The sequence below is a fragment of the Streptomyces sp. SLBN-118 genome (genome assembly GCF_006715635.1).
In the GTDB taxonomy this organism is placed as follows: domain Bacteria; phylum Actinomycetota; class Actinomycetes; order Streptomycetales; family Streptomycetaceae; genus Streptomyces.
The window spans coordinates 1,635,710-1,661,622 of the sequence record NZ_VFNP01000002.1 but is presented as its reverse complement, the minus strand read 5'-3'; the positions used below and the strand labels follow the sequence as shown (position 1 = coordinate 1,661,622).

Annotated in this window: 21 protein-coding genes; 14 read left to right on the top strand and 7 right to left on the bottom strand. The window is 69.6% G+C overall.

Annotated elements, in window-relative coordinates; translation table 11 throughout:
• Window positions 1–164: 164 nt before the first annotated feature.
• From uvrC to pgi, 11 genes are all read left to right on the top strand, one after another.
• Window positions 165–2,135 (top strand): excinuclease ABC subunit UvrC, encoded by a 1,971-nt coding sequence (uvrC, locus tag FBY35_RS26220; RefSeq protein ID WP_142218174.1) that lies wholly within the window; start codon window positions 165–167, stop codon window positions 2,133–2,135.
• Window positions 2,132–3,070, top strand: coding sequence for an RNase adapter RapZ (rapZ, locus tag FBY35_RS26215; RefSeq protein WP_142216437.1), 939 nt, complete (start codon window positions 2,132–2,134; stop codon window positions 3,068–3,070). Before uvrC ends, rapZ begins: the two co-directional genes overlap by 4 nt.
• Window positions 3,067–4,101, top strand: a complete 1,035-nt coding sequence (yvcK, locus tag FBY35_RS26210) for a uridine diphosphate-N-acetylglucosamine-binding protein YvcK (RefSeq protein WP_142216436.1) — start codon at window positions 3,067–3,069, stop codon at window positions 4,099–4,101. The genes rapZ and yvcK overlap by 4 nt, the downstream gene beginning before the upstream one ends.
• Entirely contained in the window at window positions 4,092–5,081 is a 990-nt protein-coding gene (whiA, locus tag FBY35_RS26205; RefSeq protein ID WP_142216435.1) for a DNA-binding protein WhiA, read from the top strand. The genes yvcK and whiA overlap by 10 nt, the downstream gene beginning before the upstream one ends.
• 166 nt (window positions 5,082–5,247) lie before the next feature.
• Window positions 5,248–8,193, top strand: a complete 2,946-nt coding sequence (locus FBY35_RS26200; protein WP_142216434.1) for a M14 family metallopeptidase — start codon at window positions 5,248–5,250, stop codon at window positions 8,191–8,193.
• A 191-nt stretch (window positions 8,194–8,384) separates the two neighbouring features.
• Complete coding sequence (gene gap, locus FBY35_RS26195) at window positions 8,385–9,395, top strand: type I glyceraldehyde-3-phosphate dehydrogenase (protein ID WP_142216433.1); 1,011 nt, start codon at window positions 8,385–8,387, stop codon at window positions 9,393–9,395.
• A 115-nt stretch (window positions 9,396–9,510) separates the two neighbouring features.
• Window positions 9,511–10,722, top strand: a complete 1,212-nt coding sequence (locus FBY35_RS26190; RefSeq protein ID WP_142216432.1) for a phosphoglycerate kinase — start codon at window positions 9,511–9,513, stop codon at window positions 10,720–10,722.
• A 5-nt stretch (window positions 10,723–10,727) separates the two neighbouring features.
• Entirely contained in the window at window positions 10,728–11,504 is a 777-nt protein-coding gene (gene tpiA, locus FBY35_RS26185) for a triose-phosphate isomerase (protein WP_142216431.1), read from the top strand.
• Between the two features lie 107 nt (window positions 11,505–11,611).
• Complete coding sequence (gene secG, locus FBY35_RS26180) at window positions 11,612–11,848, top strand: preprotein translocase subunit SecG (RefSeq protein ID WP_186357070.1); 237 nt, start codon at window positions 11,612–11,614, stop codon at window positions 11,846–11,848.
• A 134-nt stretch (window positions 11,849–11,982) separates the two neighbouring features.
• Entirely contained in the window at window positions 11,983–12,318 is a 336-nt protein-coding gene (locus tag FBY35_RS26175) for an RNA polymerase-binding protein RbpA (RefSeq protein ID WP_072483070.1), read from the top strand.
• Between the two features lie 204 nt (window positions 12,319–12,522).
• The gene (gene pgi / locus FBY35_RS26170; protein WP_399208888.1) at window positions 12,523–14,184 is read left to right on the top strand and encodes a glucose-6-phosphate isomerase; all 1,662 of its coding nucleotides are present in this window, start codon (window positions 12,523–12,525) and stop codon (window positions 14,182–14,184) included.
• A gap of 131 nt (window positions 14,185–14,315) precedes the next feature.
• Here pgi and pgl read toward each other — a convergent pair whose 3' ends face one another.
• From pgl to tkt, 5 genes are read right to left on the bottom strand one after another with little or no spacing between them, the layout of a single operon-like run.
• The gene (pgl, locus tag FBY35_RS26165; protein ID WP_142216430.1) at window positions 14,316–15,098 is read right to left on the bottom strand and encodes a 6-phosphogluconolactonase; all 783 of its coding nucleotides are present in this window, start codon (window positions 15,096–15,098) and stop codon (window positions 14,316–14,318) included.
• The gene (gene opcA, locus FBY35_RS26160) at window positions 15,095–16,111 is read right to left on the bottom strand and encodes a glucose-6-phosphate dehydrogenase assembly protein OpcA (protein WP_142216429.1); all 1,017 of its coding nucleotides are present in this window, start codon (window positions 16,109–16,111) and stop codon (window positions 15,095–15,097) included. Before opcA ends, pgl begins: the two co-directional genes overlap by 4 nt.
• Complete coding sequence (gene zwf / locus FBY35_RS26155) at window positions 16,108–17,640, bottom strand: glucose-6-phosphate dehydrogenase (protein ID WP_142216428.1); 1,533 nt, start codon at window positions 17,638–17,640, stop codon at window positions 16,108–16,110. The genes opcA and zwf overlap by 4 nt, the downstream gene beginning before the upstream one ends.
• Before the next feature lie 5 nt (window positions 17,641–17,645).
• Window positions 17,646–18,764, bottom strand: coding sequence for a transaldolase (gene tal / locus FBY35_RS26150; protein WP_142216427.1), 1,119 nt, complete (start codon window positions 18,762–18,764; stop codon window positions 17,646–17,648).
• A 34-nt stretch (window positions 18,765–18,798) separates the two neighbouring features.
• Window positions 18,799–20,886 carry a transketolase gene (gene tkt, locus FBY35_RS26145; protein ID WP_142216426.1) on the bottom strand — a complete coding sequence of 696 codons (2,088 nt, stop codon included), beginning with the start codon at window positions 20,884–20,886 and terminating at the stop codon, window positions 18,799–18,801.
• A 347-nt stretch (window positions 20,887–21,233) separates the two neighbouring features.
• On the opposite strand from tkt, the gene FBY35_RS26140 reads away from it, so the two are divergent.
• The 3 genes from FBY35_RS26140 (at window position 21,234) to FBY35_RS26130 (ending at window position 23,728) form a co-directional block, all read left to right on the top strand.
• Window positions 21,234–22,181 (top strand): heme o synthase, encoded by a 948-nt coding sequence (locus FBY35_RS26140; protein WP_142216425.1) that lies wholly within the window; start codon window positions 21,234–21,236, stop codon window positions 22,179–22,181.
• Window positions 22,182–22,238: 57 nt separating this feature from the next.
• The gene (locus FBY35_RS26135; RefSeq protein ID WP_142216424.1) at window positions 22,239–22,559 is read left to right on the top strand and encodes a hypothetical protein; all 321 of its coding nucleotides are present in this window, start codon (window positions 22,239–22,241) and stop codon (window positions 22,557–22,559) included.
• Window positions 22,560–22,624: 65 nt separating this feature from the next.
• Window positions 22,625–23,728, top strand: coding sequence for an amidohydrolase family protein (locus FBY35_RS26130; protein ID WP_142216423.1), 1,104 nt, complete (start codon window positions 22,625–22,627; stop codon window positions 23,726–23,728).
• On the opposite strand, the gene FBY35_RS26125 is transcribed toward FBY35_RS26130, so the two are convergent.
• Together FBY35_RS26125 and FBY35_RS26120 are read right to left on the bottom strand one after the other, a co-directional pair.
• Window positions 23,714–24,703: a heme A synthase gene (locus tag FBY35_RS26125; RefSeq protein ID WP_142218171.1), complete on the bottom strand. Its 990-nt coding sequence runs from the start codon at window positions 24,701–24,703 to the stop codon at window positions 23,714–23,716. The genes FBY35_RS26130 and FBY35_RS26125 overlap by 15 nt on opposite strands.
• A gap of 77 nt (window positions 24,704–24,780) precedes the next feature.
• Window positions 24,781–25,890: a hypothetical protein gene (locus FBY35_RS26120; RefSeq protein ID WP_142216422.1), complete on the bottom strand. Its 1,110-nt coding sequence runs from the start codon at window positions 25,888–25,890 to the stop codon at window positions 24,781–24,783.
• Between the last annotated feature and the right edge of the window lie 23 nt (window positions 25,891–25,913).

Sequence of the window (25,913 nt, the reverse complement as noted above, 5' to 3'; positions counted from 1 at the left end):
TGGCCGCCGGAGCGGGTGCCCTCGCCTCGCCGGCCCTGATCGTCACGGCGGTCCGGCGCCGCCGCGTCGGACCGTCCGGGGGCTCCGCCCGGACCCCTGGGGAGCCCCCGGCAAGGGCCGGAGGCCACCCCGCAGTGTCACCGCCCGCCAGTAGGGTGGAGCGCATGGCAGACCCCTCCAGCTACCGCCCCAAGCCGGGACAGATCCCCGACTCGCCGGGGGTCTACAGATTCCGCGACGAGCACCGCCGGGTGATCTACGTCGGCAAGGCGAAAAGCCTCCGCCAGCGACTCGCCAACTACTTCCAGGACCTGGCGAGTCTGCACCCGCGCACCCGCACCATGGTCACCACGGCCGCCTCCGTCGAGTGGACCGTCGTCTCCACCGAGGTCGAGGCGCTCCAGCTGGAGTACTCCTGGATCAAGGAGTTCGACCCCAGGTTCAACGTCAAGTACCGGGACGACAAGAGCTATCCGTATCTCGCGGTCACCCTCAATGAGGAGTTTCCGCGGGTCCAGGTGATGCGCGGAGCCAAGAAGAAGGGCGTGCGCTACTTCGGTCCGTACGGCCATGCGTGGGCGATCCGCGAAACCGTCGACCTGATGCTGCGCGTCTTTCCCGTCCGTACGTGCTCCGCGGGGGTCCTGAGGAACCACCAGCAGAAGGGACGCCCCTGTCTGCTCGGCTATATCGGCAAGTGCTCCGCACCCTGTGTCGGCCGGGTCACCCCCGAGGAACACCGTGAACTGGCCGAGGAGTTCTGCGACTTCATGGCCGGCCGCACCGGCACCTACATCCGCCGCCTCGAGAAGCAGATGACGGCGGCCGCGGACGAGATGGAGTACGAGAAGGCGGCCAGGCTGCGCGACGACATAGGGGCGCTCAAGCGCGCCCTGGAGAAGAACGCGGTCGTGCTCGCGGACGCCACCGACGCTGATCTGATCGCCGTCGCCGAGGACGAGCTGGAAGCCGCCGTACAGATCTTCCACGTACGCGGCGGACGCGTCCGCGGCCAGCGCGGCTGGGTCACCGACAAGGTCGAGGCCGTCGACACCGCGGGCCTCGTCGAGCACGCGCTGCAGCAGCTGTACGGCGAGGAGAAGGGCGACGCGGTCCCCAAGGAGGTACTCGTCCCGGCGCTGCCCGAGGACACCGGCGCGGTCGGCCAGTGGCTGAGCGACCGCCGCGGCTCGATCGTCTCGCTGCGCATCCCCCAGCGCGGCGACAAGAAGGATTTGATGGAGACGGTCCAGCGCAATGCCCAGCAGGCGCTGGCCCTGCACAAGACCAAGCGCGCCAGCGACCTGACGACCCGCTCGCGGGCCCTGGAGGAGATTGCGGAGGCCCTCGGCCTCGACTCGGCGCCCCTGCGGATCGAGTGCTTCGACATCTCCCACCTCCAGGGCGAGGACGTCGTGGCGTCCATGGTGGTCTTCGAGGACGGCCTGGCCCGCAAGAGCGAGTACCGGCGCTTCCAGATCAAGGGCTTCGAAGGGCAGGACGACGTCCGGTCCATGCACGAGGTGGTCAGCCGCCGCTTCAAGCGCTATCTGGCAGAGAAGGACAGGACGGGGGAGTGGATCGGCGACGACGCCCCCGAGGACGAGACAAAGCACAAGCGCTTCGCGTATCCGCCCCAGCTTGTCGTCGTCGACGGCGGACAGCCCCAGGTGGCCGCTGCCCAGCGCGCACTCGACGAGCTCGGCATCGACGACGTCGCGGTCTGCGGGCTGGCCAAGCGACTGGAGGAGGTCTGGCTTCCGCACGACGACGACCCGGTGGTCCTGCCGCGCTCCAGCGAGGGGCTGTATCTCCTGCAGCGGGTCCGTGACACAGCTCACGACTTCGCCATCCGCTATCAGCGCTCCAAGCGGACCAAGCGCATCAGGACCAGTCCGCTCGACGCCGTGCCCGGTCTCGGCGAGACCCGTAAGCAGGCGCTGATCAAGCATTTCGGTTCGGTGAAGCGGCTGAAGCAGGCCACAATCGAGCAGATCTGCGAGGTTCCCGGCATGGGCCGCAAGACGGCCGAGTCCGTGGTGGCGGCCCTTGCCCAGGCGGCTGTGGCCGCCCCTGCCGTGAATACGGCAACAGGAGAGATCATTGAAGAGAGCGACGGGGGAAGCAGGACATGACTGAGCACGATGGAGACGGAGCAGCAGACGTGAGTACGGGCACCACGATCGAGCCCGGCGGAGCCGCGGAGGCGGCCATCCCCGAGCTGGTCATCATCTCCGGTATGTCGGGTGCCGGGCGCAGCACGGCCGCGAAGTGTCTGGAAGACCTCGGCTGGTTCGTCGTCGACAACCTGCCGCCCGCACTGATCCCCACCATGGTGGAGCTCGGCGCCCGCTCGCAGGGCAATGTCGCCCGGATCGCCGTCGTCGTCGACGTGCGCGGCAGGCGGTTCTTCGACAACCTCCGTGAATCCCTCGCCGACCTGGACTCCAAGCAGGTCACGCGGCGGATCGTTTTTCTCGAGTCCTCCGACGAGGCCCTGGTCCGCCGTTTCGAGTCGGTCCGCCGTCCGCACCCGCTGCAGGGCGACGGCCGGATCGTCGACGGCATCGCCGCCGAGCGTGATCTGCTGCGCGAGCTGCGCGGTGACGCCGACCTGGTGATCGACACCTCCAGCCTCAACGTGCACGAGCTGCGCGCCAAGATGGACGCCCAGTTCGCGGGCGACGAGGAGCCGGAGCTGCGCGCCACGGTGATGTCGTTCGGGTTCAAGTACGGCCTGCCCGTCGACGCGGATCTCGTCGTCGACATGCGCTTCCTGCCGAACCCGCACTGGGTCCCCGAGCTGCGCCCGTTCACCGGCCTGAACGACGAGGTGTCGAACTACGTCTTCAACCAGCCCGGCGCCAAGGAGTTCCTCGACCGCTACACCGAGCTGCTCCAGATGATCGCCGCCGGCTACCGCCGCGAGGGCAAGCGGTACGTCACCATCGCCGTCGGCTGCACCGGTGGCAAGCACCGCTCCGTGGCCACGTCCGAGAGGCTGGCCGCCCGGCTCTCCTCCGCCGGGATCGAGACCGTTGTCGTCCACCGGGACATGGGGCGCGAGTGACCGGACGTAACCTCCGTCTCAGGCGGCTGCGCAGGTCCGCGCACGCGCCGACCGGACGGAAACGCGGTGCGCAGCCCAAGGTCGTCGCGCTCGGCGGAGGCATGGGCCTGTCCGCGTCGCTCACCGCCCTGCGCCGTATCACCGGCGACCTCACCGCGGTGGTCACCGTCGCCGACGACGGAGGCTCCAGCGGCCGGCTCCGCGACGAGCTGGGCGTGCTGCCCCCCGGCGATCTGCGCAAGGCCCTGGCGGCCCTGTGTGGCGACGACGACTGGGGCCAGACCTGGGCCCGTGTCATCCAGCACCGCTTCCAGTCCCAGGGTGATCTGCACGAACACGCGGTCGGCAATCTGCTGATCGTCGCCCTGTGGGAGCAGCTCGGTGACCATGTCCTGGCGCTGGACCTGGTCGGCAAGCTGCTGGGCGCGCACGGCCGGGTGCTGCCCATGTCCGCCGTGCCGCTGGAGCTCCAGGCGCTGGTACGGGGCCACGACCCGGCCCGGCCGGACGAGGTGGACACGGTCCGCGGCCAGGCCACCGTCGCGCTCACGCCGGGCGAGGTGCAGTCCGTGCACCTCGTCCCGCACGACCCGCCCGCCGTCCCGGAGGCCGTCGCCGCGGTCCTGGACGCCGACTGGGTGGTCCTCGGCCCCGGTTCCTGGTTCTCCTCGGTGATCCCTCATCTGCTCGTGCCCGAACTGCTGGACGCCCTGATCGAGACGAAGGCCCGCCGGGTCCTCTCGCTCAACCTCGCTCCCCAGCCCGGCGAAACAGATGGCTTCTCACCGCAGCGTCATTTGGAGGTTTTGGGACGACACGCGCCTAAACTCGCCCTGGACGTGGTGCTGGCCGACGAGGCCGCCGTGCCCGACCGCGAGTCCCTCGCCGAAGCCGCCAAGCGGTTCGGCGCCGCGGTCGAGCTGGCGCCCGTGGCCTCGCCGAGTGGAGTTCCGAAGCATGATCCGGAGCTGTTGGCCGCCGCGTACGACCGTATTTTTCGGATGCATGGAAGGATCGGCCCATGGCGATGACGGCAGCGGTGAAGGACGAAATCTCCCGGCTTCCCGTCACCCGGACCTGCTGCAGAAAGGCGGAGGTCTCGGCGATCCTTCGGTTCGCGGGCGGGCTGCATCTGGTCAGCGGCCGCATTGTGATCGAGGCGGAGCTGGACACCGGTATCGCGGCGCGCCGGCTGAAGCGGGACATCCTGGAGATCTTCGGCCACAGCTCCGAGCTCATGGTGATGGCGCCGGGGGGACTGCGCCGCGGCTCGCGCTACGTCGTACGAGTGGTGGCGGGCGGCGACCAGCTGGCCCGCCAGACCGGTCTGGTCGACGGCAGGGGCCGCCCGATCCGGGGGCTGCCGCCGCAGGTCGTCTCGGGCGCCACCTGTGACGCCGAGGCCGCCTGGCGCGGCGCGTTCCTGGCGCACGGCTCGCTCACCGAGCCCGGCCGCTCCTCGTCGCTTGAGGTCACCTGCCCGGGCCCGGAGGCCGCTCTCGCGCTGGTCGGCGCGGCCCGCCGGCTCTCCATCGCCGCCAAGGCGCGGGAGGTGCGCGGTGTGGACCGCGTCGTCGTACGCGACGGGGACGCGATCGGCGCGCTGCTGACCCGCCTGGGCGCCCACGAGTCGGTGCTCGCCTGGGAGGAGCGGCGGATGCGGCGCGAGGTGCGCGCCACCGCCAACCGCCTCGCCAACTTCGACGACGCCAATCTGCGCCGCTCGGCGCGCGCCGCGGTCGCCGCGGGCGCCCGCGTCCAGCGCGCGCTGGAGATCCTCGGCGAGGAGGTGCCCGAGCACCTCGCGGCAGCCGGAAGGCTCCGCATGGAGCACAAGCAGGCCTCCCTGGAGGAGCTGGGCGCGCTCGCCGACCCGCCGCTGACGAAGGACGCCGTCGCGGGCCGTATCCGCAGGCTGCTCGCGATGGCCGACAAGCGGGCCCAGGATCTGGGCATTCCGGGCACGGAGTCGAGCCTCACCGAGGAGATGGCGGACGGCCTCGTGGGCTGACCCGCCGTCACCACCCGCTCCACCGACCGCTGTCGACGTTCACCCGAACGCCGACAGCGGTTTTCTGTGCACTCGTTCGGACGGCGTGGCTGTCTTGACATGGCCATGGGGCGTGATGAGTCTGGCGTCTGTTCACTTTCCTGGCAGACACCAGCAAGGGGGGCCAATGAGACGAAGAGCGAGATCGATCCTCGCCGCCGTATCACTCCTGACAGCCGGACTCGCGGCCGCGCCGCTCGCCCAGGCACAACCGTCGGGCGACGGCGACGGACTGTCCGTATGGCGGGCCCACGTCACGAAGGCTCAGCTTCCGCTGATCCTCGCGGCGGGCGCCGACGGCCATGAACTGACCGAGCAGGTGCCCGACAAGGGCGCCGCCACCGTGGAGCTCTACCTCAGCGACCGGCAGGCCGCCGCTCTGCGCAAGCAGGGCATCGACGTCACCGAGCACACCGTCTCGGCCTCGGCCGAGAAGCGGGTGGCGGCAGCGGGCGACGGCGTCTTCCGACCGTACAGCGGGGAGAAGGGCCTCAAGAGCGAGATCCTCGCCACCGCGCAGGCCAATCCCGCCCTGACCAAGGTCGTGAGCATCGGCAAGACCGTCAAGGGCCAGGACATCCTCGCCCTCAAGGTCAGCAAGGGCGCCAAGAAGAACAGGGACGGTTCCAAGCCCTCCACGCTGTATGTGTCCAACCAGCACGCGCGCGAGTGGATCACCCCGGAGATGACCCGGCGGCTGATGCACTATTACCTCGCGAACTACGGCAAGGACCCGCGGATCACGAAGATCGTCGACACCACCGAACTGTGGTTCGTCATCTCCGCCAACCCCGACGGTTACGACTACACGTTCACCGGCACCGACGAGCGCCAGTGGCGCAAGAATCTCCACGACAACAACGGCGACGGCAAGATCACCCCCGGCGACGGCGTCGACCTCAACCGGAACTTCGCGTACAAGTGGGGCTACGACAACGAGGGTTCGTCCCCCGACCCGGCCTCCGAGACCTACCGCGGCACCGGCCCTGCCTCCGAGCCCGAGACCAGGGCGCTCGACTCCTTCGAAAAGCGCATCGGCTTCGAGTACGGCATCAACTACCACTCGGCGGCCCAGCTGCTCCTGTACGGAGTCGGCTGGCAGGTCGCGACCCCGACCCCGGACGACGTGCTCTACCAGTCCCTCGCCGGTACGCCGAAGAACTCCGCGATCCCCGGCTACCGCCCCCAGGTCTCCTCTGAGCTCTACACCACCAACGGCGAGGCCGACGGCCATGCGGCCAACGTCAACGGGATCATGATGTACACCCCGGAGATGTCGACCTGCGCGACCGCCTCGCGCATCGACCCCAATGACGCCTGGAACCCCGCCGATTGTGCCTCGGTCTTCACCTTCCCCGACGACGAGAAGCTGATCCAGCAGGAGTTCGCGAAGAACATCCCGTTCGCGCTCTCGGTCGCCGAGACGGCGGCCCATCCCGATCAGCCCTCCTCCTCGCTCGGTCTGCAGGCCGCGGACTTCACCCCGGACGCCTTCACGACCTCCTACGCGCGCGGTGGCGACCAGGAAGTCTCCGTCGTCGCCCGCAGGTCCGTACGCGACAAGGAGCTCAAGTACCGCGTCAACGGCGGCCGTACGCACGACCGGGCGCTCAAGCGCTGGAAGGGCGGAGAGAGGTACGGCGGCGACGACAACATCCGCTTCGAGGAGTACCGCGCCAAGGTCCGGGACGGTGACGTCGGCGACACGGTCGAGGTCTGGTTCACCGGCAGGACCCGGGCCGGAAAGCCCACCGCCAGCGAGCACTTCACCTACACCGTCGCCGAACGGCCGCGCGCCGACACGCTGGTGATCGCGGAAGAGGGCGGCACCACCCCGGCGAAGAACACCGCCGCGTACACCGAGGCCCTCGCGGACAACGGCCACCGGGCCGCGGTCTGGGACGTGGCGACGCAGGGCGTCCCCAGCGCCCTCGGTGTGCTCGGCCACTTCAGGACCGTGCTCTGGTACACCGGCGCGGACCAGCCCTCCGCGGCGACCACCGGCGTCGTACGGGACTACCTCAACGAGGGCGGCAGGCTGATCAACGCCGGTGAGCAGGCCGGCGGCACCATCGACCTGGGCGGAGCGGACTCCAACGACTTCGCCCAGTACTACCTCGGCGCCTACAACCGCGTGGGGCTGGGGTCCCCGCCCTCCTTCGCCGGTTCAGGATCGCTCAGGGGCGCGGGGGCGGCCCTCGGCGACGCGAGCGGAAATCCGCTCGACCTGGCCGGGGCCTACACCATCACGTCGGACACCCTGAAGCCCGACCGGTTCCCGCAGTTCGAGAGCGCGTCCGCGGGCACCTATCCGGGGATCCGCACGCCCTTCGAGCCCGCCGCGGGCGACTGGTTCGCCGCGGCGAAGCACCAGGACGACGCGTACATGCGCCTGGCGCGCACCGTGGATCTGTCCGGCACGGCGGCCGCCGCCAAGCCGAGCCTGCAGTTCCAGCTCAGCTACGACACCGAGCGCGGCTTCGACAATGTCGTCGTCGAGGCGCACACGGTGGGACAGGACGACTGGACCACCCTGCCGGACGCCAACGGCGGCACCACCAGCGAGGTGCCCGTCCAGTGCGAGCAGGGCTACTACGTACAGGGCCACCCGTTCCTCGCCCACTACCTGACGGTGGCGGCCTCCGGCTGCACGCCGACCGGCACCAGTGGCGCCTGGAACCGCTTCACGGGCTCCTCCAACGGCTGGCAGCAGGTCTCCGTGGACCTCAGCGCCTACGCCGGAAAACAGGTCGAGCTCGCGATCTCGTACGTCTCCGACCCGGGCACCGGCGGAGTCGGCGCCTTCGTCGACGACACCCGGCTCGTCGTCTCCGGCACCCCGCAGGGTCCTGAGGGCTTCGAGAGCGCGCTCGGCCCCTGGAGCGTGCCCGGACCGCCGGCCGGCAGTCCCGGGAACACGGTCGACTGGGCGCGGGGCCAGGCGCTCTTCCACTCCCAGGCCGCCGTCACTACGGAGGACAGCGTGCTGCTCGGCTTCGGCCTGGAGCACGTGCCCGCCGCGGGCGACCGCAAGATCGTCATCGGGAAGGCGCTGAGGGCCCTGCGCCGCTGACCCCGCGAAGCGCTCCACGGCGGCTCCTGCCCCTGCCGAAACCCTACTGAGGGGTAGGGGTCGCCGTGGCGCGCACAGGCCCTCTCGATGTCACTCGCGGGCCGCCAGGGGGGTAGGGTCGTAGGCGGTCGGGGACATCCCATACAGCTCGCCGGCGTCGAAACCCGGCGTACCAACGAGGAGATCGGTTCGTGACGATCCGCGTAGGCATCAACGGCTTTGGCCGCATCGGTCGTAACTACTTCCGCGCGCTGCTGGAGCAGGGTGCAGACATCGAGATCGTGGCTGTCAACGACCTTGGTGACACTGCGACCACCGCCCACCTGCTGAAGTACGACACCATCCTGGGCCGCCTCAAGGCCGAGGTGACCCACACCGCCGACACGATCACCGTCGACGGCCACACCATCAAGGTGCTGTCCGAGCGCAACCCCGCCGACATCCCGTGGGGCGAGCTCGGCGTCGACATCGTCATCGAGTCCACCGGCATCTTCACGAAGAAGGCCGACGCCGCGAAGCACATCGCCGGCGGCGCCAAGAAGGTCCTCATCTCGGCTCCGGCCAAGGACGAGGACATCACCATCGTGATGGGTGTCAACCAGGACAAGTACGACGCGGCCAACCACCACGTCATCTCCAACGCCTCCTGCACCACCAACTGTGTGGCGCCGATGGCCAAGGTTCTCGACGAGAACTTCGGCATCGTCAAGGGCCTGATGACCACGGTCCACGCGTACACGAACGACCAGCGCATCCTTGACTTCCCGCACTCGGACCTGCGCCGCGCCCGCGCCGCCGCCGAGAACATCATCCCGACCACCACCGGTGCCGCGAAGGCCACCGCGCTAGTTCTCCCGCAGCTCAAGGGCAAGCTCGACGGCATCGCGATGCGTGTTCCGGTTCCGACCGGTTCGGCCACCGACCTTGTCGTGGAGCTGCAGCGCGAGGTCACCAAGGACGAGGTCAACGCCGCGTTCAAGAAGGCCGCCGACGACGGCGACCTGCAGGGCGTTCTCTTCTACACCGAGGACCCGATCGTCTCCTCGGACATCGTCGGCGACCCGGCCTCCTGCACCTTCGACTCCTCCCTGACCATGGTCCAGGAGGGCAAGTCCGTGAAGATCCTCGGCTGGTACGACAACGAGTGGGGCTACTCCAACCGCCTCGTGGACCTCACGGTCTTCGTCGGCGGCCAGCTCTGATCTGCAAGCTGATCCGCAACGAGAGCACCACGATGTGAGCGACAGGGCTTGAGCGGCGCAACGAAGCGCCGCTCAAGCCCTGTCGCGCGTGCCAGCCTTCCAGGAGCCGTATTTCATGAAGACGATCGACCAACTTCTCACCGAAGGGGTCGCGGGCAAGCGGGTATTCGTCCGCGCCGACCTCAATGTGCCGCTCGACGGCACCACGATCACCGACGACGGCCGCATCCGCGCCGTCCAGCCGACCGTCGCCAAGCTGGCCGAAGCGGGCGCGCGCGTCGTCGTCGCCTCCCACCTGGGCCGCCCCAAGGGGGCCCCGGACCCTGCCTTCTCGCTCGCCCCGGCTGCCAAGCGTCTCGGTGAGCTGCTCGGCGCCGATGTCGCCTTCGCGACCGACACCGTCGGTGAATCGGCCAAGGCCGTCGTCACGGGCCTCGCCGACGGCCAGGTCGCCGTCATCGAGAACCTCCGCTTCAACGCCGGCGAGACGTCGAAGGACGACGCCGAGCGCGGCGCGTTCGCGGACCAGCTCGCCGCCCTCGCCGATGTGTACGTCGGCGACGGCTTCGGGGCCGTCCACCGCAAGCACGCCTCGGTGTACGACCTCCCGGCCCGGCTGCCGCACGCCGTCGGCTACCTCATCGCCACCGAGGTCGGCGTCCTGAAGAAGCTCACCGAAGAGGTGCAGCGCCCGTACGTCGTGGTCCTCGGCGGCGCCAAGGTCTCGGACAAGCTCGGCGTCATCGACGAGCTGCTCGGCAAGGCCGACCGCATCCTCATCGGCGGCGGCATGGCCTACACCTTCCTCAAGGCCAAGGGCCACGAGGTCGGCATCTCCCTCCTCCAGGAGGACCAGATCCCGACCGTCACCGAGTACATGGAGCGCGCCGAGAAGAACGGCGTCGAGCTCGTCCTGCCGGTCGACATCCTCGCCGCGGGCGAGTTCCCCGACCTGAAGACCAAGGCCCCGGCCGACTTTGTCACCGTCGACGCCGACAAGATCCCCGCCGACAAGGAGGGCCTGGACATCGGCCCGAAGTCGAGCGAGCTGTTCGCGTCGAAGATCGCCGATGCCGAGACGGTGTTCTGGAACGGTCCGGTCGGTGTCTTCGAGCACCCCGACTACGCCCGGGGCACCAAGGCCGTCGCCGAGGCGCTGCTCGGCAGCAAGGGCTTCACCGTCGTCGGAGGCGGGGACTCGGCCGCCGCCGTGCGCACGCTCGGTTTCGACGAGAACGCATTCGGCCACATTTCCACCGGCGGTGGCGCCAGCCTCGAATACCTCGAGGGCAAGACGCTCCCCGGCCTCGCCGCACTGGAGGACTGACAACCGTGAGTGACCGTATCCCGCTGATGGCGGGCAACTGGAAGATGAACCTCAACCACCTCGAGGCCATCGCGCACGTCCAGAAGCTCGCTTTCGCCCTGGCGGACAAGGACTACGAGGCCGTCGAGGTCGCCGTCCTGCCGCCCTTCACCGACCTGCGCTCCGTACAGACCCTGGTCGACGGCGACAAGCTCAAGATCAAGTACGGCGCCCAGGACATCTCGGCGCACGACTCCGGTGCCTACACCGGCGAGATCTCGGGCCCGATGCTGGCCAAGCTGAAGTGCACCTATGTCGCCGTGGGCCACTCCGAGCGCCGCCAGTACCACGCCGAGACGGACGAGCTCTGCAACGCCAAGGTCAAGGCGGCTTTCAAGCACGGCCTGACCCCGATCCTCTGCGTCGGAGAGGGCCTGGACATCCGCAAGGCGGGCAACCAGGTCGAGTACACACTCGCGCAGCTCGACGGCGGCCTGAAGGGCGTCCCGGCCGAGCAGGCCGAGTCGATCGTGATCGCGTACGAGCCGGTGTGGGCGATCGGCACCGGCGAGGTCGCGACCCCCGAGGACGCGCAGGAGGTCTGCGGTGCCATCCGCGGGCGTCTGGCGGAGCTGTACTCCCAGGAGCTGGCCGGCAAGGTCCGCATCCAGTACGGCGGCTCGGTGAAGTCGGGGAACGTCGCCGCGATCATGGCGCAGCCCGATGTGGACGGTGCCCTGGTGGGCGGTGCGGCGCTGGACGCCGAGGAGTTCGTCAAGATCGTCCGGTTCCGCGACCAGTGAGTATGCGGTAGCGCGGATCCGTCGTACCCTTGCGGGGGCCGAGTAGGCAGCATGGACTGCCACCCGGCCCCCGTCCTCCATTTCAGTCCTAGGAAGTTGGTCCAGCCGTGATTGTCGGGTTCTCGATTGCCCTGATCATCTTCAGTGGCTTGCTGCTGCTGCTGGTGCTGATGCACAAGGGGAAGGGCGGCGGCCTCTCCGACATGTTCGGTGGGGGAATGCAGTCCTCGGTGGGTGGCTCCTCGGTCGCCGAGCGTAACCTCGACCGCATCACCGTGGTAATCGGTCTGCTGTGGTTTGCGTGCATTGTCGTACTTGGTCTGCTGATCAAGTTGGACAGCTGACCCAGGCCGTCCACGTCCCGGGGTGGGGTGTAACTCCAATCACTGGACGAGCGTTGGGCCTTACGTAGACTGGGGCACCGCGGCGCAGCCGCTGTGAGACGCTGTGCAGCACCATCACGCAGGGAGTTACGACCGTGGCAAGTGGCAACGCGATCCGGGGAAGCCGGGTCGGAGCGGGGCCGATGGGCGAGGCCGAGCGGGGCGAGTCCGCGCCGCGCCTGCGCATCTCCTTCTGGTGCTCCAACGGGCACGAGACGCAGCCGAGCTTCGCCAGCGACGCACAGGTCCCCGAGACGTGGGACTGCCCGCGCTGCGGGTTCCCGGCCGGTCAGGACCGGGACAGTCCGCCGGACCCGCCGCGTACGGAGCCGTACAAGACGCACCTGGCCTATGTGCGCGAGCGGCGCAGCGACGCGGACGGTGAGGCGATTCTTGCCGAAGCGCTTGCCAAACTGCGGGGCGAGATCTAGAGATTGCGGTCCGGCCGGACACCGAGGGCGCCCGGCCGGACTTTCTGTCAGACGCGTCTCCCGCTTTCCTCGCTTCTTCGACGCGACTTCTTCGACGCGTCTTCCGCGATGTGTCTCTTCGACGTACGCCGTGGCACCCCCGCTGATCAATTAGGTTTGGAGACGCAGCGGGGCACTCAGGCAGGTACGAGAAGAAGTGGGCTGATGTCCAAGATGAAGGCCGAAGGCAGTAGCAGGCTCAACCAGACGCCCGAATGGGCCGCTCTCGGCAAGCACCGCGAGCAGCTGGGACAGACACATCTGCGGGAGCTGTTCGCCGCCGACGAGGCACGCGGCAGCGGCTACACCCTCCAGGTCGGAGACCTCCACCTCGACTACTCCAAGCACCTGGTGACCGACGAGACGCTGACGCTGCTGCGCGAGCTGGCCGCGGCCACCGGCGTCGGCGCCCTGCGGGACGCGATGTTCCGCGGCGAGAAGATCAACACCACGGAGAACCGGGCCGTTCTGCACACCGCCCTGCGCGCCCCGCGCGACGCCGTCATCGAGGTGGACGGCGAGAACGTGGTGCCCGCGGTGCACGCCGTGCTCGACAAGATGGCCGCCTTCTCGGAGCGGATCCGCTCCGGCGAGTGGACCGGCCACACCGGCAGGCCCATCAGGAACATCGTCAACATCGGCATCGGCGGCTCCGATCTGGGCCCCGCCATGGCCTACGAGACGCTGCGCTCCTTCACCGCGCGCGATCTGACCTTCCACTTCGTCTCGAACGTCGACGGGGCCGATCTGCACGAGGCAGTACGGGATCTGGACGCGGCCGAGACGCTGTTCATCATCGCCTCCAAGACCTTCACCACCATCGAGACCATCACCAACGCCACCTCCGCGCGCGACTGGCTGCTCACCGAGCTGAAGGCCGGTCAGGAGGCCGTCGCCAAGCACTTCGTCGCCCTGTCGACCAATGCCGGGAAGGTCGGCGACTTCGGCATCGACACGGCCAACATGTTCGAGTTCTGGGACTGGGTCGGCGGGCGCTACTCCTACGACTCCGCCATCGGGCTCTCGCTGATGATCGCGATCGGTCCCGACCGTTTCCGGGAGATGCTCGACGGCTTCCACCTCGTCGACGAGCACTTTCGTACGGCGCCGCCGGAGACCAACGCGCCCCTGCTGCTCGGCCTGCTGGGTGTCTGGTACGGAGCGTTCTTCGACGCGCAGTCGCACGCGGTGCTGCCGTACTCCCACTACCTGTCCAAGTTCACCGCGTATCTGCAGCAGCTCGACATGGAGTCCAACGGCAAGTCCGTGGACCGCGAGGGCAACCGGGTGGAATGGCAGACCGGACCCGTCGTCTGGGGCACGCCGGGCACCAACGGGCAGCACGCGTACTACCAGTTGATCCACCAGGGCACCAAGGTCATCCCGGCGGACTTCATCGGCTTCGCACGGCCCGTCGCCGACCTGTCGCCGCGTCTGGTCGCCCAGCACGATCTGCTGATGGCCAACTTCTTCGCGCAGACCCAGGCGCTCGCCTTCGGCAAGACGCCGGACGAGGTACGGGCGGAGGGCGTGCCCGAGGAGCTGGTGGCGCACAAGACGTTCCGGGGCAACCACCCGACGACGACCATCCTCGCCGACGAGCTCACGCCGTCCGTCCTCGGCCAGCTCATCGCGCTGTACGAGCACAAGGTGTTCGTCCAGGGAGCCGTCTGGAACATCGACTCCTTCGACCAGTGGGGCGTCGAACTGGGCAAGGTGCTCGCCAAGAAGATCGAGCCCGTGCTCACCGGAGGGACTGGTGGCGAGCAGCTGGACAGCTCGACCGCGGCTCTCGTGGACAAGTACCGCACGTTGCGCGGTCGCTGAGCCGGCGACGGGGGAGGGCGCGGTGCGGCTGAGGCCGCCGAACGCCGAACGGGCTGAGATGTGCGGCTGTGCCGCACATCTCAGCCCGTCCGCGACTCAGTGAGGCGCGGGGTCCGGGGCGGCGTTCCCGGTCAGGGCGACGCCGGCGGGTACAACCCCCGCGGCAGGCCCGAGGCCGCCGCCGCGTCCAGCAGCCACAGCGTCCGGCTGCGGCCGTACGCCCCCGCGGCCGGTGCCTGGACCTCTCCCGCACCCGACAGCGCTATCCGCGCCGCCTTCGCCTTGTCCTCGCCCGCCGCAAGCAGCCAGACCTCGCGTGCCGCCCGGATCGCCGGGAGCGTGAGCGAGATCCGCGTGGGCGGGGGCTTGGGCGCGCCGTGGACGCCCACCACCGTGCGGGACGACTCGCGGACCGCGGGCATCTCGGGGAAGAGCGAGGCGACATGCGTGTCGGGTCCGACGCCCAGCATCAGGACGTCGAACGTCGGCACCGGACCGTGGTCCTCCGGGCCCGCCGCCGCGGCGAGTTCGGCGGCGTACGCGGCGGCCGCGGCGTCCGCGTCGTTGCCGTGCGGGCCGTCCGACGCGGGCATCGCATGCACCCGCGCAGGATCCACCGGCACGCTGTCGAGCAGGGCCTCACGGGCCTGCGTCACATTGCGCTCCGGGTCGCCCTCCGGGAGGAACCGCTCGTCGCCCCACCACAGGTCGAGGCGCGGCCAGTCGATCGCGTCCCGGGCCAAGGAGGCCCCCAGCGCGGCCAGCAGGGCGTTGCCGTTGCGGCCGCCCGTCAGGACCACCGACGCCGAGCCGCGTGCGGCCTGCGCGTCCACGATCTTGGTGATCAGGCGTGCCGCCGCGGCCTGTGCCATCAGCTCCTTGTCACGGTGGACGACGAGCTGCGGTGCACTCACTTCGCGGCCGCCTTCTTGGCCTGCGCGGCCTTCTTCGCAGTGGCGGACTTCTCGGCGGACTTGGGCGTGTCGGCCGCGCCGTCCTCCCCGTCGGCCAGCCGGTCGACGCCGAACCGCAGTGCCGAGGCGTAGGTGTCGTCCGGGTCGAGCCGCCGCAGTTCCTCCGCGATCAGCTCGGCCGTTTCACGCCGCTTGAGCGCGACCGCCCGGTCCGGCTGCCCCTGGATGGACAGCGTCGCGAGCGAACCGTCCGGACGGCCGAGCACGATCTGTCCGGTGCTGGTCTCCATCCGTACGGCAGTGAGGCCCGGACCGGAGGACAGCGAGCGCTTCACCGGTACGTTCAGCCGGTCGGCGAGCCACATGGCGAGCAGTTCGCAGCTCGGGTTGAACTCCTCGCCCTCCACCTCGACCGATGTGACCTCGCAGGTCACCTGGTCCAGGGCGGCCGCGAGCATGGAGCGCCACGGCGTGATCCTGGTCCAGGACAGATCGGTGTCGCCCGGGGTGTAGGCCTCGGCGCGGGCCGTCAGTTCGTCCACCGGCCGCTCGGAGGCGTACGTGTCCGTGACGCGGCGCTGCGCCAGCGCGCCCAGCGGATCGCTGGCCGGGTCGGTCGGCGAGTTCACCGGCCACCAGGCCACGACCGGCGCGTCGGGCAGCAGCAGCGGCAGGACCACCGACTGGGCGTGGTTGACGACCTCGCCGTACAGCCGGAGCACCACCGTCTCGCCGGTGCCCGCGTCCGCGCCGACGCGCACCTCGGCGTCCAGGCGTGCCTTGGCCCGGTCGCGCGGCGAGCGCGAGACGCGCTTGATGACGACGAGGGTGCGTGAGGGGTGCTCACGGGAGGCCTCGTTCGCGGCCCTCAGCGCGTCGTAGGCGTTCTCCTCGTCGGTGACGATGACGAGGGTGAGCACCATGCCGACGGCAGGGGTGCCGATCGCGCGGCGCCCCTGCACCAGGGACTTGTTGATCTTGCCGGAGGTGGTGTCCGTAAGGTCGATCTTCATGGCCGACGCCAGCTCCGTCCGTCTCGTGCGAGCATTTCGTCCGCCTCGACCGGGCCCCACGTACCGGCCTGGTACTGCGCGGGCTTGCCGTGCTTGTCCCAGAACTGCTCGATCGGGTCCAGGATCTTCCAGGAGAGCTCGACCTCGGCCAGCCTCGGGAAGAGGTTGGAGTCGCCGAGCAGGACGTCGAGGATGAGGCGCTCGTACGCCTCGGGGCTGGATTCGGTGAAGGACTCGCCGTACGCGAAGTCCATCGAGACATCCCGGACCTCCATCGAGGTGCCCGGCACCTTCGAGCCGAACCGCATCGTCACACCCTCGTCCGGCTGGACCCGGATCACCAGGGCGTTCTGCCCCAGCTCCTGGGTGGCCGTGCGGTCGAAGGGGGAGTGCGGGGCGCGCTGGAAGACCACCGCGATCTCGGTGACCCTGCGGCCGAGCCGCTTGCCGGTACGGAGATAGAACGGGACGCCCGCCCAGCGGCGGTTGTCGATCTCCAGCTTGACGGCCGCGTAGGTGTCGGTCTTCGACTTGGGGTCGATGCCGTCTTCCTGGAGGTAGCCGACGGCCTTCTCGCCGCCCTGCCAGCCCGCGGCGTACTGCGCGCGCACGGTGCCGGTGGCCAGGTCCTTGGGCAGCTTCACCGCGCCGAGTACCTTGGTCTTCTCGGCCGCGAGCGCGTCCGCGTCGAAGGAGGCGGGCTCCTCCATCGCGGTCAGCGCGAGCAACTGGAGCAGGTGGTTCTGGATGACGTCACGGGCGGCGCCGATGCCGTCGTAGTAGCCGGCGCGGCCGCCGATGCCGATGTCCTCGGCCATGGTGATCTGGACATGGTCGACGTACGAGCGGTTCCAGATCGGCTCGAAGAGCGTGTTGGCGAACCGCAGCGCCAGGATGTTCTGGACCGTCTCCTTGCCGAGGTAGTGGTCGATCCGGAAGACCTCGTTGGCCGGGAAGACCTCGTGCACCACCTGGTTGAGCTCCATGGCGGAGACGAGGTCGTGGCCGAAGGGCTTCTCGATGACCGCGCGGCGCCAGGAGCCGTCCGTCTGGTCGGCCAGGCCGTGCTTCTTGAGCTGCTGGACGACCTTGGGGAAGAATTTCGGCGGCACAGAGAGGTAGAAGGCGAAATTGCCGCCGGTGCCCTGCTCCTTGTCCAGGTCCTCGATGGTGGACTTCAGCGTCTCGAAGGCGTCGTCGTCGCCGAAATCGCCCTGGACGAAGCGCATCCCCTGGATGAGCTGCTGCCAGACCTCCTCGCGGAACGGCGTACGGGCGTGGGACTTGACGGCGTCGTGGACCTCCTGGGCGAAGTCCTCGTGCTTCCACTCGCGGCGGGCGAAGCCGATGAGCGAGAAGCCCGGCGGCAGCAGGCCGCGATTGGCCAGGTCGTAGATGGCAGGCATCAACTTTTTACGTGACAAATCGCCCGTAACGCCAAAGATGACCAGGCCCGACGGCCCCGCGATACGCGGGAGCCGTCGGTCTGCGGCGTCACGGAGCGGGTTGGCTCCGCCAATACCGGACAAGGTGGTCAGCCCTCCGAAGGAGCGAGGCGCCTGAGTTCGGCCTCGGTCGACTTGAGCAGGTCGTTCCAGGACACGGCGAACTTCTCGACACCCTCGTCCTCGAGGACCTGGACGACATCGTCGTAGGAGATCCCGAGCTTCGCGACCGCGTCGAGGTCGGCACGCGCCTGCTCGTAGGTGCCGCGCACGGCGTCACCGGTGATCTCGCCGTGGTCGGCGGTGGCGTCGAGGGTGGCCTCCGGCATGGTGTTCACCGTGCCGGGCGCGACCAGGTCGTCGACGTACAGCGTGTCCTTGTACGACGGGTCCTTGACGCCGGTCGAGGCCCACAGCGGACGCTGCTTATTGGCCTGCGCCTTGTCGAGCGCGGACCAGCGGTCGCTGCTGAAGACCTCTTCGTACGCCTCGTAGGCCAGACGGGCGTTGGCGACGGCCGCCTTTCCGCGGGCCTCCTTCGCCTCGGGCGTGCCCAGCGCGTCCAGACGCTTGTCGATCTCGGTGTCCACGCGGGACACGAAGAACGAGGCGACGGACTGGATCTTGGACAGGTCCAGGCCTGCGGCCTTGGCCTTCTCCAGACCGGCCAGGTAGGCGTCCATGACCTCGCGGTAGCGCTCCAGCGAGAAGATCAGCGTGACATTGACGCTGATGCCCTTGCCGATGACCTCGGTGATCGCCGGCAGACCGGCCTTTGTCGCCGGGATCTTGATGAGGGTGTTGGGACGGTCCACCAGCCAGGCCAGCTGCTTGGCCTCGGCGATCGTGGCCGGGGTGTTGTGCGCCAGGCGCGGGTCGACCTCGATGGAGACCCGGCCGTCCTGGCCGCCGGTGGCGTCGAAGACCGGGCGCAGGATGTCGGCGGCGTCGCGGACGTCCGCCGTCGTGATCATGCGTACGGCTTCCTCGACGGTCACCTTGCGCACGGCGAGGTCGGCGAGCTGCTGCTCGTAACCGTCACCGTGCGAGATCGCCTTCTGGAAGATCGAGGGGTTGGTGGTGACGCCCACGACGTGCTGCTGGTCGATCAGTTCGGCGAGATTGCCGGACGTGATCCGCTTGCGGGACAGGTCGTCGAGCCAGATCGCGACGCCTTCGTCGGAGAGGCGCTTGAGTGCGTCTGTCATGAGAGTTGCATCTCCTACTTGTCGTATACGGGCGTCAGCGCGCCGCGGCCTCAAGAGATTCCCGCGCGGCAGCGGCCACCGCATCGCCAGTGAAGCCGAACTCACGGAAGAGAACCTTGCCGTCGGCCGAAGCGCCGAAGTGCTCCAGCGAAACGATGCGACCGGCGTCTCCCACGAAACGGTGCCAGGTCAGACCGATACCGGCCTCGACTGCCACGCGAGCCTTCACGGCCGGCGGCAGCACCGAGTCGCGGTACTGCTGGTCCTGCTCCTCGAACCACTCGACACACGGCATCGAGACGACCCGGGTAGGGATGCCCGCGGCCTGCAGCTGCTCGCGCGCCTCGACGGCGAGCTGCACCTCGGAGCCGGTACCGATGAGGACCACCTCGGGCTTGCCGCCCTCGGCGTCGAACATCACGTAACCGCCCTTGGCGGCTTCCTCGTTGCGCTCGTACGTCGGCACACCCTGGCGGGTCAGTGCGAGGCCGTGCGGGGCGCCCACGCCGAACTTCTTGGTGTAGCGCTTGAGGATCTCGCGCCAGGCGATCGCGGTCTCGTTCGCGTCGGCCGGGCGGACGACGTTCAGGCCCGGGATGGCGCGCAGCGAGGCCAGATGCTCGATGGGCTGGTGGGTCGGACCGTCCTCGCCGAGACCGATCGAGTCGTGCGTCCACACGTGCGTCACGGGCAGGTGCATCAGCGCGGCGAGCCGCACGGCGTTGCGCATGTAGTCGGAGAACACCAGGAAAGTGCCGCCGTAGACACGGGTGTTGCCGTGCAGCGTGATGCCGTTCATGGTCGCGGCCATGGCGTGCTCGCGGATGCCGAAGTGGATCGTGCGGCCGTACTTGTCCGCGCCCGGCAGCGGGTTGCCGTCGGGCAGGAACGAGGACGTCTTGTCGATCGTCGTGTTGTTCGAGCCGGCCAGGTCGGCGGAGCCGCCCCACAGCTCGGGGATGACCGCGCCCAGCGCCTGGAGGATCTTGCCGGAGGCGGCGCGGGTGGCGACACCCTTGCCGGTCTCGAACTCCGGCAGCTTCTCCTCCCAGCCCGCGGGCAGCTCGCCCGCGCGGATCCGGTCGAACTCGGCGGCGCGCTGCGGGTTGGCGGTACGCCACGCGGCGAAGGTCTTCTCCCACTCGCCCCGCGCCTCACGGCCGCGGTCGAGTGCCTCACGGGTGTGCGCGAGGACGGCCTCGGAGACCTCGAAGCTCTTCTCCGGGTCGAAGCCCAGGACGCGCTTCGTGGCCGCGACCTCCTCGTCGCCGAGCGCCGAGCCGTGCGCGGCCTCGGTGTTCTGCGCGTGCGGGGCGGGCCAGGCGATGATCGAGCGGGCCGCGATGAAGGAGGGGCGCTCGGTCTCGGCCTGCGCCGCCTTCAGAGCACGATAGAGACCGGCCGGGTCGAGGTCGCCGCTCGGCAGCTGCTCGACGCGCTGCACATGCCAGCCGTATGCCTCGTACCGCTTGAGGGTGTCCTCGGAGACGGCCGTCTCCGTGTCGCCCTCGATGGAGATGTGGTTGTCGTCCCACAGCAGCACCAGGTTGCCCAGCTTCTGGTGCCCGGCCAGCGAGGACGCCTCCGCGGAGATGCCCTCCTGGAGGCAGCCGTCGCCCGCGATGGCCCAGATGGTGTGGTCGAACGGGGAGGTGCCCGGAGCGGCGTCCGGGTCGAACAGGCCGCGCTCGTAGCGGGCGGACATGGCCATGCCCACCGCGTTGGCGACACCCTGGCCGAGCGGGCCGGTCGTCGTCTCGACGCCCGTCGTGTGCCCGTATTCCGGGTGGCCGGGGGTCTTGGAGCCCCACATCCTGAACGCCTTGAGATCGTCCAGCTCAAGGCCGTACCCGGCCAGGTAGAGCTGGATGTAGAGCGTCAGCGACGAGTGCCCGGCGGACAGCACGAAACGGTCGCGGCCGGTCCAGTCCGCGTCGGCGGGGTCGTGCCGCATCAGCTTCTGGAACAGCACATAGGCGGCGGGCGCGAGGCTCATGGCCGTACCGGGGTGGCCGTTGCCGACCTTCTGTACGGAATCCATGGCCAGGACGCGGACGGTATCAACAGCCCGCTGGTCCAGATCGGTCCACTCGAGGTCTGTGGTGGTCGGCTTGGTGCTCACCCTGGGTCAGGGCTCCTCTCCACATGTTCGTATCCCGGCGACGACGGAAGCACCGGGCTTGCGGCCACCCGGTCTCAGGACCCGCGGCGGTGACGAGCCTACCCCCGGAGCAACGCCCGGCTTTTCGAGTGCTCGCCATTCAAAACGGCAGACACGGCCAGGGTGCCGCGACAGCCGCGTCCGCGCCTGTCGGCGATGTATACGCACACCGCCCGGCCGCCGCTCAACACGAGGCCACCCCCGCGAAGATCGGTGTCTGGGCAACGTCTAGAGTGGCGTGGTACGCGCAAGTCTTCACCCGGTCCTCACTCCGGGAGCTTGCTGGGAATTCTCTGTCAGGGGTGTGCGTGACGGCCGTCGAGTCCCGACCCGCAGGGGTCGTCTTGACTCCCAGCCCGGGGGGCCATCGGCCGTTCGGGGCCCGCGTCAAGGCATTCGTGGCGCTGACCAAGCCGCGGATCATCGAACTGCTGCTGATCACCACCGTCCCGGTGATGTTCCTGGCCGCACAGGATGTCCCCGACCTCTGGCTTGTGCTCACGACGTGTATCGGCGGCTACCTGTCCGCGGGTGGCGCCAACGCGCTGAACATGTACATCGACCGCGACATCGACGCGCTGATGGACCGCACGTCCCAGCGCCCGCTGGTCACCGGAATGGTGTCGCCGCGCGAGGGCCTCGTCTTCGGCCTCGTCCTCACCGTCGTCTCGACGCTCTGGTTCGGACTGCTGGTCAACTGGCTGTCCGCAGCCCTGTCGCTCGGCGCCCTGCTCTTCTACGTCGTCGTCTACACGATGATCCTCAAGCGCCGTACCGCCCAGAACATCGTCTGGGGTGGCATCGCGGGCTGTATGCCGGTCCTCATCGGCTGGTCGGCCGTCACCAACTCGATGTCGTGGGCAGCGGTGATCCTCTTCCTGGTCATCTTCTTCTGGACGCCGCCGCACTACTGGCCGCTGTCCATGAAGGTCAAGGAGGACTACGCGCGCGTGGGCGTCCCGATGCTCCCCGTCGTCGCCTCCAACCGGGTCGTCGCCCGCCAGATCGTCCTCTACAGCTGGGTGATGGTCGCGGTCTCGCTGCTGCTCACGCCGCTCGGCTACACCGGCTGGTTCTACACAACGGTGGCGCTCGCGTCGGGCGGCTGGTGGCTCTGGGAGGCGCACTCCCTGCAGAACCGCGCCAAGGCGGGCGAGACGGGCGGCAAGCTCAAGGAGATGCGGCTCTTCCACTGGTCCATCACCTATGTGTCGCTGCTCTTCGTGGCCGTCGCGATCGACCCGTTCCTCAGCTAGGTCCAGCGGTTGGTTCCTGCTGGCACATTCGCCCTACCGGCGAGTAGCATCGCGGGCATGGCAGACACCAAGCAGGCAGAGCGCAAGGCGGCCAGGCTCGCCAAGCAGATCGGCGCCTTCTCCAAGGCACACGGCGGCGCCGAGGGGCAGCTCGCGTACATAGGCCAGATGGGCACCCGCATCGTGCTCGTCGGCGAGGACGGTGGCTGGGGCGACCTCGTCGCGCCGAACCACTCCATCGCCGAGGCCGCGGCCGAGAAGGCCGGAATCACGCTGCACGAGTCGTTCGACGGCGAGTTCGCCGCCAAGGTGCGCACAGGTCCGTACGAGTGGAGCCGGATGGCAGGCATCCAGCTCGGCGGTCCTTCCAACGGCTGAGCAACACCTCGTCGGGGTGTCACCCGTTAGGACTGTGGAAGCACGGTCCACGACTGGGAGCCCCGATGATCGACACCCCGACCCTCGTGGACCAGTACTGCCACGGCGTCCTCCGTACAGAGCTGGGCCTCGGCACCTTCGAGGCGCACCTGGGCAGGACCGCCGGGCCGCCCGCACCCGGAACCACGTTCTTCGACACCCAGACGGGCTTCGCGGTACGGCGCTGGTGCCCGCCGCTGCTCGGTCTTGAGGCGCACTGCCCGCCCGCCCACTACCTCGCCCGCCGCCGCGAGCTCGGTGTACTGGAGGCGGGCAGACGGCTGCTGAGGGGCAGCGGGATCTCCACCTATCTGGTGGACACCGGACTGCCCGGCGACCTCACCGGGCCACCCGAGATCGCCGCCGCGGGTGCGGCCGAGGCCCGGGAGATCGTCCGCCTCGAACTGCTCGCCGAACAGGTCGCCGACACCTCGGGCACCGTCGACAGCTTCCTCACGAACCTCGCCGAGGCCGTACACGGGGCCGCCGCATCCGCCGTCGCCTTCACCTCGGTCGCGGCTGTGGGGCACGGACTCGCCCTGGCCCCGGAGCCGCCCGGCCCCGGGGAAGTGCGCGGGGCCGCAGGGCGCTGGCTGGGCGGACGGCAGGTCGGCGGCACGCTCACCGATCCGGTGCTGGTGCGGCACCTGCTGTGGATCGCGGTGGCCTCGGGACTGCCGCTCCAGCTGCACGTCGGCGTCGAGGACCCGATGCTGATGACCGGTTTCGCGGCCGCCTCGGCGGGTCTCGGCACCGATCTGGTGCTGCTGCACGGCTATCCGTACCACCGTCACGCCGCACATCTGGCGAGCGTCTTCCCGCATGTGTACGCCGATCTGGGGCCCGCCCTCGTGCATACGGGGGCGCGGGCGGCGGCCGTGCTCGCCGAGATCCTGGAGCTGGCGCCGTTCGGGAAGCTGCTCTTCTCCAGCGGCGCGCGCGGGCTGCCCGAACTGCATGTGGTGGGCGCGCGGATCTTCAAGGAGGCGCTGGCGCGAGTGCTCGGTGACTGGGTGGGCGACGGTGCCTGGTCCCGTACGGACGCGGACCGGGTCGCCGGGATGATCGCCGCGGGCAACGCCCGCCGCGTCTACGGACTGCCGGACAGCGGGCCGTCAGACATTCGATAGCGCGGACTCGGCCCGGGCCGGGAGAGCCGCCGACGACTCCGGGCGCTCACGCAGGCTCAGCGCGAGCCGCACCACCGCGATCCACATCAGCGCGGAGCCGAGCATATGGGCGGCGACCAGGGCCTCGGGGACATGCGTGAAGTACTGGACGTAACCGATCGCCCCCTGCGCGAGCAGCACGATCAGCAGATCGCGGGCGCGTGCCCGGGTGTCGTCGGGGGCGTCGACCACGCGCAGCAGCAGCCACATCGCGACGGCCAGCGCACAGACGACCCAGGCGCCGATCGCGTGGACGTGCGCGGCGTCCGCCCAGTCCCAGGGCATACGCGGAACATCGCTGCTGTCGCCGGCGTGCTTGCCGGAGCCGGTCACCGAGGTGCCGAGCGCGATCAGCAGCACGGAGGTGACGACGATCGCCCAGGACAGTTTGCGCACCGGGCGCGGGACGCGTGGGCGCGGGGCGCCGTCCCCCTCACCGGCCCGATGCCAGGTGACCGTGGTGACCGTGAGGAGCCCGGTGGCGAGCAGGAAGTGCCCCGCCACGGTCCACGGGTTGAGGCCCGCCCATACGGTGATGCCGCCGAGGACGGCATTGCCCATGACGATCCAGAACTGCGACCAGGCCAGCCGGGACAGCCCGCGGCGGCGGGGCCGGGCCGCGCTCGCCGCGACGATCGCCCAGCCGACGGCGGCCGACAGTACGTACGTCAGCATCCGGTTGCCGAACTCGATCGCGCCGTGGATGCCCTGCTCGGGCGTGGCGAAGAGGCTGTCGTCCGTGCACTTGGGCCAGGTGTCGCAGCCCAGGCCGGAGCCGGTCAGCCGGACCGCGCCGCCGGTGACGATGATGACCACGCTCATCACGACGGCGGAGAGAGCGGCACGCCGGACGGTCCGCGGGGTGGGTGTCCAGCGCTGGGCGATATAGGCGAGGGGGGTTTGCACGGGCCCTATCGTAGGCGGGGCCCCGTGCATGCCCGGGGTCCGGGGGTGCCCCGCCCGGGAGAGCTCCGTCACCAGGGTGTCGACGCGGCGCCGTCGCCACGCCCGGGTCATGACGGCTCGAACGTCCGCCGGTAGCGCGAGCCGTCGAGATGCTCCTCCTCTTCCCACCACACCGCGATCCGCCATGCCACCGACGGCGGCGGGCGGTCCGGCGAGTGCACAAACGCATCCGTCAGTTCGGCCGCGACCGCCTCCGCGCTGCGGTCCGTCACCGCGTCCGCGCCGCGCCAGGGGTGCCTCATCGGGGTCCAGGACCCGTCGGCTCCGTCGCGTACGTCGAACCGCCACACCGCACGCCACGACCGCGCCCGCAGGATCCGCCGCACCTCCGTGCCGTCCAGGTCGAGACCCTCGGCGATCGCGTCCGGCTCCACGCCCTCGATACGCGCCGCCACCACCGCGAGCGGCAGCAGCCGCTGCGGAAGCAGGCCCTGTGAGCGCAGCCGCGTCAGCCCGCCGTCGAAGGTGCATCGCCGCAGCCTGCGCTCCAGCTGGTCGCTCAGGTGCTCCAGAGCAGCGGCATGGGTTGGCTCGCAAGCGTCGGGGTTCGGCCACAGGGCGTGGAACTCGCGCTCCGCCCGCACCGCCCAGGCCGCCGCGTCCGCCGGCTGCCCCAGTTCCTCAAGACGGTCGCCCAGGAAGACATGGGCCTGGGCCAGGCCCTCACGGTTGCGCGGTTCGGTCTGGTCGAGGCGCTCCCAGACCTGGATCGCCCGCAGGGTGGCCGCGAGAGCGGTGTGCCCGTCCGCCTGGTCTTCGGGGGAAGGCCGCTCGCCGTCCGGCGGGAAGGCGTACCGCGGCATGCCCAGTTCGTCGCTGAGCGGCTCGGCGAGATAGACGGCCTGGCTGATCAGTGCCCTTGCGTACCAGCGGGCGTGCTCGTCGTCGTGCCCGGCGGGCCCCTCGCAGCGCCGGACCGCCTCGCGAATCGCCTTCAGGGCCTCGGCTCGGCGGCCCGTGTCGAAGTGGTGCCGGGCGAGATCGCCGTATCGCAGGCTGAGCCGGGCGGTGAGGGCGAGGTCGTCCTCGGCGTGCGGGGAGAGCGCCGCGATGAGATCCCTCAGCAGGCGCTCGCGTTCGCGAGGTGAGACGCCGGCCCTGCGGGACCTGATCTTGGTCCATTCCGCGTCCAGTCGCAGTGCGGCAGTCCGCTCCATAGACGCCTCCCACCGTGCGGATC